The sequence below is a fragment of the uncultured Lactobacillus sp. genome (assembly GCF_902491705.1).
GTDB lineage: Bacteria > Bacillota > Bacilli > Lactobacillales > Lactobacillaceae > Lactobacillus.
Window position 1 is genome coordinate 1 of sequence record NZ_CABUIW010000078.1, and the last position, 7,078, is coordinate 7,078.

The following is a 7,078-nucleotide window of genomic DNA, read 5'->3' on the forward strand; positions in this document are numbered from 1 at the left end:
TTCCTTGCTCGCTTTTTTGAAGCTCTCGCGCCTCTCTCGAAGCGACTTTATTAATATATAATACTTGCTAAATAATTGCAAGCACTTTTTTATTAATTACTTCGTCGCTCTTAAAAACGCGACTTCAATAATATAACCTATTTATTCCAAACGAGCAAGTAAAATTTTCAAATGATAAAAGCTTTGATTCATGTTAAAGTTGATACATCAATACTTAAAGGAGGTTTTTAAAATTAAAAAATTTGATTTAGGTATCATTGGCGGTGGACCTGTTGGTTTATTTACCGCACATTTTGCTCATTTGCATGGCTTAAACACAATACTTTTTGATTCATTATCTGAATTAGGTGGACAACCGCAAATGCTTTATCCTTTTAAACAAATAACTGACATCCCTGCCTTTGGCTCAATTTGCGCACACGATTTAATCCATAGACTATCAGATAATTTAGAAAATGAGACAGATATAGCAACTAATCATAAAATCGAAAATATCGTTAAAACTGCAGATGGCTTTACAATTGATAATTCCGTATTTGCCCGCAGCATAATTATTGCTACAGGTGCAGGAGCATTCAAGCCCAAAGAACTCCCACTCAAAATGGATGATGAAACTAAAAAAAGAGTTCATTACTTTATCAAAGATCCTACAGTATTTGCAGGTCAAACAATTGGTGTTTTCGGTGGTGGCGACTCAGCACTTGATTTAGCACTTGAATTATCAAATTATGCTGACATTAAACTCATCCACCGCCGTCCACAATTTCGCGGACTAGAATCAAATGTTCAAAAACTAAAATCTTTAAAAAACGTTGAAATTCTTACTCCATATCTTCCTAAAGACATTCAATTAATTGATAATAAGTTGTACATCAGTCTTAAGAAAATGGGTGAAGATCAACTACGCCACGAACAATTTGATCAAATCATAGTAGCATATGGATTCAGAGCAAATAATCGTTTCGTTAAAAAATGGGGTATTGACCTTGATGGGACAAATATTCCAGTTGATCGAGCAATGAAAACTAACATTGATGGAATTTATGCAGTAGGCGATGTTGTTTCCTATCCTGGACGCGTTCCACTAATCGCTCTAGGTTTTGGTGAAGCACAAATTGCCATTACATCAATTATGCGTAGCCTATTTCCAGAAAAGACTTTAACTATCCATTCAACAAGTATGTAGGAGTTGTGCATGGCTTTAATTGATTTTATTTTGCATATTGACGATCATTTAATCACCATCGTCAATCAATTTGGCGGTTGGTCTTATCTAATTCTTTTCGCCATTATTTTTATTGAAACTGGTTTAGTTGTATTTCCATTTCTGCCAGGAGATTCTCTTATTTTTGCAGCAAGTGCAATGGCAGCTAATTCCAAATATGGATTAAACGTCTGGTTAATTTATTTAACAGTTGCCCTTGCAGCAATTATTGGTGATACAGCTAACTACGAAATAGGTGCTTGGTCTACTCGAGCTGGAGAAAAGCATAGTTGGTTTAACAAATTAATCAATGAAAATAATCGACTAGCTGCTGAAAAGTTCTTTGAACGGCACGGTCCAATCACGATTGTTATAGGAAGATTTATTCCATTTATTCGTACTTTTGTGCCATTTATTTCAGGTGGTAGTAAGATGCATTATGGTAAGTTCATTACTTATAATGTCTTAGGTGGCTTACTTTGGACAGGATTATTTACGGTTATCGGATTCTTCTTTGGCAATATTCCGTTTGTAAAAGATCACTTCTCAATGATCGTAATTGCTATTATTCTTGTTTCAGTAGTGCCAATCGCTATTGTCGCTTTAAAGAAAAAATTGTCACTAAAAAAAGAATTCCATTAATTGGAATTCTTTTTCATTTACGCAATAATTTTTCTGCAAAATATAATTCATAGATGATTCCCGCTACTGCAAAGCATGAAGCGAAAAATCCTTCAGTTAAAACATTAATAATCGGATCCGTATTAGGGTCAAATAACCAATCATTGTTGTTAAACAAAATATGGTGAAACATCACAAAGAAACTATCAAAATTCGTCACCGCAAAAGGAAATACAACAATTGGAAGCAAGAGCAAAATAAGCGCTGCTGATTTATCTAAATTCAGCAATGCTTTTTTTCTTTGCTTTTTAAAGACAAAATGCAGTACTAGACAAACGATAAAAACTAATGCAGCCAACACAAATAATTGCTTACATTCAGCAAAGTGTTCGGCAGCATTTGGAGAAGTAGGAAAATCATCCATTTTAAGCCGCTTTTTAAAAGGCCAGAGCAAATAAACCATCAACTGGTTATAGTTATGCATAACCTTAAATAAAGACATGTGAACGGTCTCATATGTCTTCTGAACGATCATAAAAATAAAGAGTAGTGGCCAGCTTGCAATAATTGCGCCCACTACACTGCTAGTTAAAGCAAATAAAAAGTGATAAATAACCGAGAAAATATTGTCTTTAGTGATCATAGTTTGAACTCATCTAAATTATTAACCAAAATGGTTGGTTGTCTTTTGTCTTTAATGTCTTCTTTTTGAGTTACACCAGTTAAAGTCAGCATTTGATCAACGTCACTATTAAAGCCAGCTTTAATATCTGTATCATAATTGTCGCCTACTAAAAGAGCATCGTCTTTAGTGTAGCCCATTTTTTCTAAAGCCATATTAACGATAATTGATTCAGGTTTACCAATGTATAAAGGTTGAACACCACTAGCTGCAGCTACAAAGACGCATTGTGAGCCATTACCAGGAATAAGTTCTCCTTCTGCTGGAAGATTCATATCTGCATTAGTTCCAATAAAGGTTGCGCCATTTCTAATTGCGCGTGAAGCTACTCGCACCTTGTGATAAGTCAAATCTTTATCCATTCCGACAATTACGTAGTCTGGATCTTTTTCATTAAGCTCAAATTCAGGGTGCTTCAATATCTCAGTCCACAACCCGATTTCACCAATGATGTACACACCAATTTTCTTTTTATGATCGTGATTCAAAATATAACTAACTGTAGCCATGCTTGGAGTATAAACATGATCAATATCGGTATCAACACCATGACCTTTTAATTTATCTACAACCATTTGCGGCGTTCTTGTCGTATTGTTAGTTAAAAATAAATAGTCTTTATTATGCTCAATCAAGCGATGAACAAATCTTACTCCAGAATCAACAGTCTCGCTTCCGCGATAAACTGTACCATCTAAGTCAATCATAAATAAGCGGTAATCTTTCACTAGTTTCCCTTTCTCTTTTTAATAATAAATGAATGATGCCGTCCAAATTCTTTCTTTATTGCAATTGATTGCTTTTTCTTGAATTTAGTTTGATGAACGCGTCGTTTTTTAAACGGATTATTATTCTCATTTTTACGACGTTCTTTGTAATGTCGTCTTGAACGAAACTCTTCTTTTTTATTATGTTTACGTTCATAATGCTCACGCGATTTTTTCTTTGAATGCTGATAAAAATGCGTAGGATGAGTCAATTCCAAAATAAAATATGGTCCACCCGGATTACAATACTCCGTTAAATAATCCACGATAGCCAACTCTTTTTTATCAATCGACGTACGAGCTTCATCTTTATAAAAGCCTTTTAGTCGCAAGTGCTCACTTGAAACATCTCCTACCAAATAATCATATTGATCTAAGTAAGGATCATATTTTTTACGCAAGACTTCTAAATCAAGTGCATCCCTCTCATTAGCAATAACGCTATAAAGCTGGTCATTAATTTTGATACTTTTACCATCTTGAGCTACGTTAGCCAAGGGATGACGAAGTGGCTGCTCTTTTTCAAATTTATTTGTTTTCTCTTCGCTATTTTCTTCTGAACTATTTTTACTTTTTTCAGTCATTTACTTCACATCTCTATAACGGATATTTTTTGGCTAAATAGTCTCCTACAACTTCACGTAAAAATTGTGGGAATAAGAATTCATTTTCACCAACAATAGCCAAAGTTGGGAAAAATGGTACTAAGACATAGTGGTCCAAACACGCTAATTGATAGTCTTTTTCTGGATCAATTTCACGGCCATTCACATACACAATGCGTTTACGCATGTCTACTTTGATACCCTTGTAATACATTTGACCAAAAATCTTGCCTCTAAAGCTCATGCCTTGCAAGTGAAAATGATCAAGATAGTGACGGTTCTTTTCGATTTCCATTACTAAACGCCACAAATCGCTTCCCTTTAATGTTGAGCGAACAACATGCATTGGGTGAGGCAAAGCGTTTTGCAAATCGAATTGGGTTAAAATGCCACTCTTAAATGGAGTCAAAAATAAACCAGAACTTAAAATTGCCAAGTCAGTTTTAGCAAAATTAGCAATTGCATCAAGAGAAGCTTGTACTGCAGCTACTTTGTCATCGGCAAACTTTTCAGGTAATTTAGCTACTTTACGCTCAGAAAGCATTTGCTTGCCTTTTTCATAGTAGCCTTTAATCACTGCTTCGTCTTCCGGCTCTTCTGGCATAGATGCAGTTGCAACAGTCTTAGGAACAATCTTAGTTACGTGGTGATTTTCTAATTCTACATGAATATCGCCAACATAATTGCCCCATTTGCCAGTTTGAGTAATCCAGGTGTGATCGACCTTTTCACCATTAGCAATTAAATCATGACTGTGACCACCAACAATTAAATCAATTTGCGGATAATTCTTAGCCAGCCATCGATCCATCTTTAAGCCAACATGCGTAATCAAAATCAGCATATCGTATTGGCCTTCAATTTTCTTTAACTCATTATCCATTGTGCTGCCTAGCATCTTAACGTGCCAGTGATTAGGACCATAAGTCATTGGATAAGCGGCAGTTAACCCGATTAAAGCAATACGTGTCTTCTTTTTGGTAGTTAAAATCTTGTGTCCCACTGCCCACTTAGGCATTGTTTCGTCTTCTTCACGCAAATTTGCCAAAATTGTAGGAAAATTCGCATGATCAAATAAGTGCTCTAAAACCCAATGAGGGTTAGAAATTCCTTCATTATTGCCAATCGTTAATGCCGTGTATTTAAAGCCATTCATCAGTTTGATATTAGCTTGACCTTCTGTAGCATCAGTCAACGGGTGCGAGCGATCCATAAAGTCTCCTGCGTCAAAAGTATAAACTTCATCAACTGAAGTATCTGCTTGCGCCTTTTTTAAATAGCGTCCAATTTTAGGAAAATGTTCAAAATGTGAATGAAGGTCATTTGTATGTAAAATTCGCAATGTTTCCATTTTTCATGCCGCTTTCTAACCAATTCGATTGGCTTTTAATATCATATTATACGCATCTAGGATTTTTCCCTTAGGCTTATCCCATTCTACCCATTTTGGATTTTTCCAGTCGTCTTCATTTGTTAACGTCTGTAAATCATAAGTATCATTGATATATTTTTCGTACTCAATTAATGCCTTAGTTCGTGGAATATTTAACTGCAATATTCTAACGCTTTTAATAGCTCCATGGTCTGCAGCTAATTCCGCAATCCCATTTTGATCGATATTAGAAATTTCATAATATCGACTGCCATCATTTCTTGTAATTTCTTCAATTAAATCCAATTGTTCCATTAAATCACCGAATAAAAGAATCATACTATAAAAAATAGAAAAAAATGTGTAACCATGCTATTGTAAGTATGCGATAGAGGTGTACACATGAAATTTAAAAGCCAAATGTTTTGGGCTATTTTTTTTAGCTTAGTCTTTTTTACAACTAGCGGTTTTACTGTCGTTGGTCACCGCGGCGATCCTATCAAATATCCCGAAGAAACAATTCAGGCTGATAACTCCGCCTTCAATTCTGGTGCCGACTACGTTGAACTCGATCTCCAACTTTCTAAAGATGGAGTACTGGTCATCTCTCATGATGATGATCTTTATCGAGTTACTCATACACATGCAATTGTATCACAAAATGACTTTAAGACACTTAAACAGCTAAGGTATGATAATGGCGAACATGTAATGTCGCTTAATGAACTTTTTAAATATTATAAGCATAGGCCCAATACTAAGTTCGTTTTAGAAACAAAAATAGACCATAGCATTAATCCTTCTTATGAACTTGAAGACAAAATAGCACAGGTAGTTAAAGAATATCATATGCAAAAAAGAATTATGATTCACTCTTTTTCTGCAGCAAGCCTATTTCATTTAAGAAAATTAATGCCTGATGCTTATCTAATTTTGATTGTGGGTAGCTTAAAAAGAATCAACTTCAGTATTTTACCGCAAGTCAATGCGGTCAATGCTTCATCAGATATCGTCCAAGAGCATCCCTTCTTAATCCATTGGCTTCACAAATTGCACAAGCAACTTTATGTCTGGGCTGAAATGGATGAATCACCTGCTTTATGGCACTGGCTGATTAACCGCAACGTTGATGGCGTAGTAACCAACTTTCCAGCTACTGGTTTTAAATATAAATTAGCAAAAAGCGGAACTAAAAAATACGCGATTAATCGGTCAGGGATTTATTTTGGTAAAACAAAAACTGCCACAATGATGAATCCTTATATTCGAATCAAAGAAAAGAAATATGTTTATCCAGGACAAAAAATCAACGTAACTTACGGCGTTCGAGTTAACGATCGACTTTATTATCAAATTGCTGAAAAAACATTTATTTCTGCTGAATTTGTTAACCTAGACTTAAGTCCAAAAGATATTGCTCCATATAAAAATAAACAGATTATGGCTAAACCTGATACTAAAGTTGCAGTATACAGCTATCCTGACAATCAAGCCAAAACTAATAAAACATTACCTACTAATAAATTATTCAAGATTCAAAACTTTAACGGCACTCCTAAAAACATGTGGCTTTACACCAAATTAGGCTGGATCAAGGCAAACAGAATTCTATTTTACGGCTTCTTTAATAAACAAGCTTTTGCAGATTATAATGAGTTACCAAGAGTTAGCCAATACGATAACTTAGCGCTTTTAACATATAATCCAAATAAAAAACTAATTGAGCCAACTTATCGTGAAAAACAAAAAGCCGTTAACAAAATTATTCATTAAAAACAAAACATTCTAAGCTTAATAGTGAATTGATTATCCGACGGGATAGTCGAT

Annotated in this window: 8 protein-coding genes; 3 read left to right on the top strand and 5 right to left on the bottom strand. The window is 34.8% G+C overall.

The features are described from left to right. Nucleotides 1-190 precede the first annotated feature (190 nt). Nucleotides 191-1,186, top strand: a complete 996-nt coding sequence (locus RDN22_RS10565; protein ID WP_308558066.1) for an NAD(P)/FAD-dependent oxidoreductase — start codon at nucleotides 191-193, stop codon at nucleotides 1,184-1,186. 9 nt (nucleotides 1,187-1,195) lie between these two features. Beyond that, nucleotides 1,196-1,846 carry a VTT domain-containing protein gene (locus RDN22_RS10570; protein WP_308558068.1) on the top strand — a complete coding sequence of 217 codons (651 nt, stop codon included), beginning with the start codon at nucleotides 1,196-1,198 and terminating at the stop codon, nucleotides 1,844-1,846. Nucleotides 1,847-1,859: 13 nt separating this feature from the next. Here RDN22_RS10570 and RDN22_RS10575 read toward each other — a convergent pair whose 3' ends face one another. Genes RDN22_RS10575 through RDN22_RS10595 form a run of 5 tightly spaced genes read right to left on the bottom strand, consistent with a single transcriptional unit; the run spans nucleotide 1,860 to nucleotide 5,566 of the window. Then, nucleotides 1,860-2,468 (bottom strand): TIGR01906 family membrane protein, encoded by a 609-nt coding sequence (locus tag RDN22_RS10575; RefSeq protein ID WP_308558069.1) that lies wholly within the window; start codon nucleotides 2,466-2,468, stop codon nucleotides 1,860-1,862. Beyond that, the gene (locus RDN22_RS10580) at nucleotides 2,465-3,235 is read right to left on the bottom strand and encodes a TIGR01457 family HAD-type hydrolase (RefSeq protein ID WP_308558070.1); all 771 of its coding nucleotides are present in this window, start codon (nucleotides 3,233-3,235) and stop codon (nucleotides 2,465-2,467) included. The genes RDN22_RS10575 and RDN22_RS10580 overlap by 4 nt, the downstream gene beginning before the upstream one ends. Next, on the bottom strand, nucleotides 3,235-3,858 hold the full coding sequence (locus RDN22_RS10585; RefSeq protein ID WP_308558071.1) for a YutD family protein: 624 nt from the start codon (nucleotides 3,856-3,858) through the stop codon (nucleotides 3,235-3,237). The genes RDN22_RS10580 and RDN22_RS10585 overlap by 1 nt, the downstream gene beginning before the upstream one ends. Before the next feature lie 13 nt (nucleotides 3,859-3,871). Next, nucleotides 3,872-5,230: a bifunctional UDP-sugar hydrolase/5'-nucleotidase gene (locus RDN22_RS10590; protein WP_308558072.1), complete on the bottom strand. Its 1,359-nt coding sequence runs from the start codon at nucleotides 5,228-5,230 to the stop codon at nucleotides 3,872-3,874. Between the two features lie 15 nt (nucleotides 5,231-5,245). Further along, nucleotides 5,246-5,566, bottom strand: coding sequence for a hypothetical protein (locus tag RDN22_RS10595; RefSeq protein ID WP_308558073.1), 321 nt, complete (start codon nucleotides 5,564-5,566; stop codon nucleotides 5,246-5,248). Nucleotides 5,567-5,653: 87 nt separating this feature from the next. On the opposite strand from RDN22_RS10595, the gene RDN22_RS10600 reads away from it, so the two are divergent. Beyond that, nucleotides 5,654-7,024, top strand: coding sequence for a glycerophosphodiester phosphodiesterase (locus RDN22_RS10600; protein ID WP_308558074.1), 1,371 nt, complete (start codon nucleotides 5,654-5,656; stop codon nucleotides 7,022-7,024). Nucleotides 7,025-7,078 lie beyond the last annotated feature (54 nt).

Excerpts from the sequence above, each read along its gene's own strand:
- RDN22_RS10595 (WP_308558073.1), bottom strand. The coding sequence starts at position 5,566 with ATGGAACAATTGGATTTAATTGAAGAAATTACAAGAAATGATGGCAGT.
- RDN22_RS10570 (WP_308558068.1), top strand. The coding sequence starts at position 1,196 with ATGGCTTTAATTGATTTTATTTTGCATATTGACGATCATTTAATCACC.
- RDN22_RS10590 (WP_308558072.1), bottom strand. The coding sequence starts at position 5,230 with ATGGAAACATTGCGAATTTTACATACAAATGACCTTCATTCACATTTT.
- RDN22_RS10565 (WP_308558066.1), top strand. The coding sequence starts at position 191 with ATGTTAAAGTTGATACATCAATACTTAAAGGAGGTTTTTAAAATTAAA.
- RDN22_RS10575 (WP_308558069.1), bottom strand. The coding sequence starts at position 2,468 with ATGATCACTAAAGACAATATTTTCTCGGTTATTTATCACTTTTTATTT.
- RDN22_RS10585 (WP_308558071.1), bottom strand. The coding sequence starts at position 3,858 with ATGACTGAAAAAAGTAAAAATAGTTCAGAAGAAAATAGCGAAGAGAAA.
- RDN22_RS10600 (WP_308558074.1), top strand. The coding sequence starts at position 5,654 with ATGAAATTTAAAAGCCAAATGTTTTGGGCTATTTTTTTTAGCTTAGTC.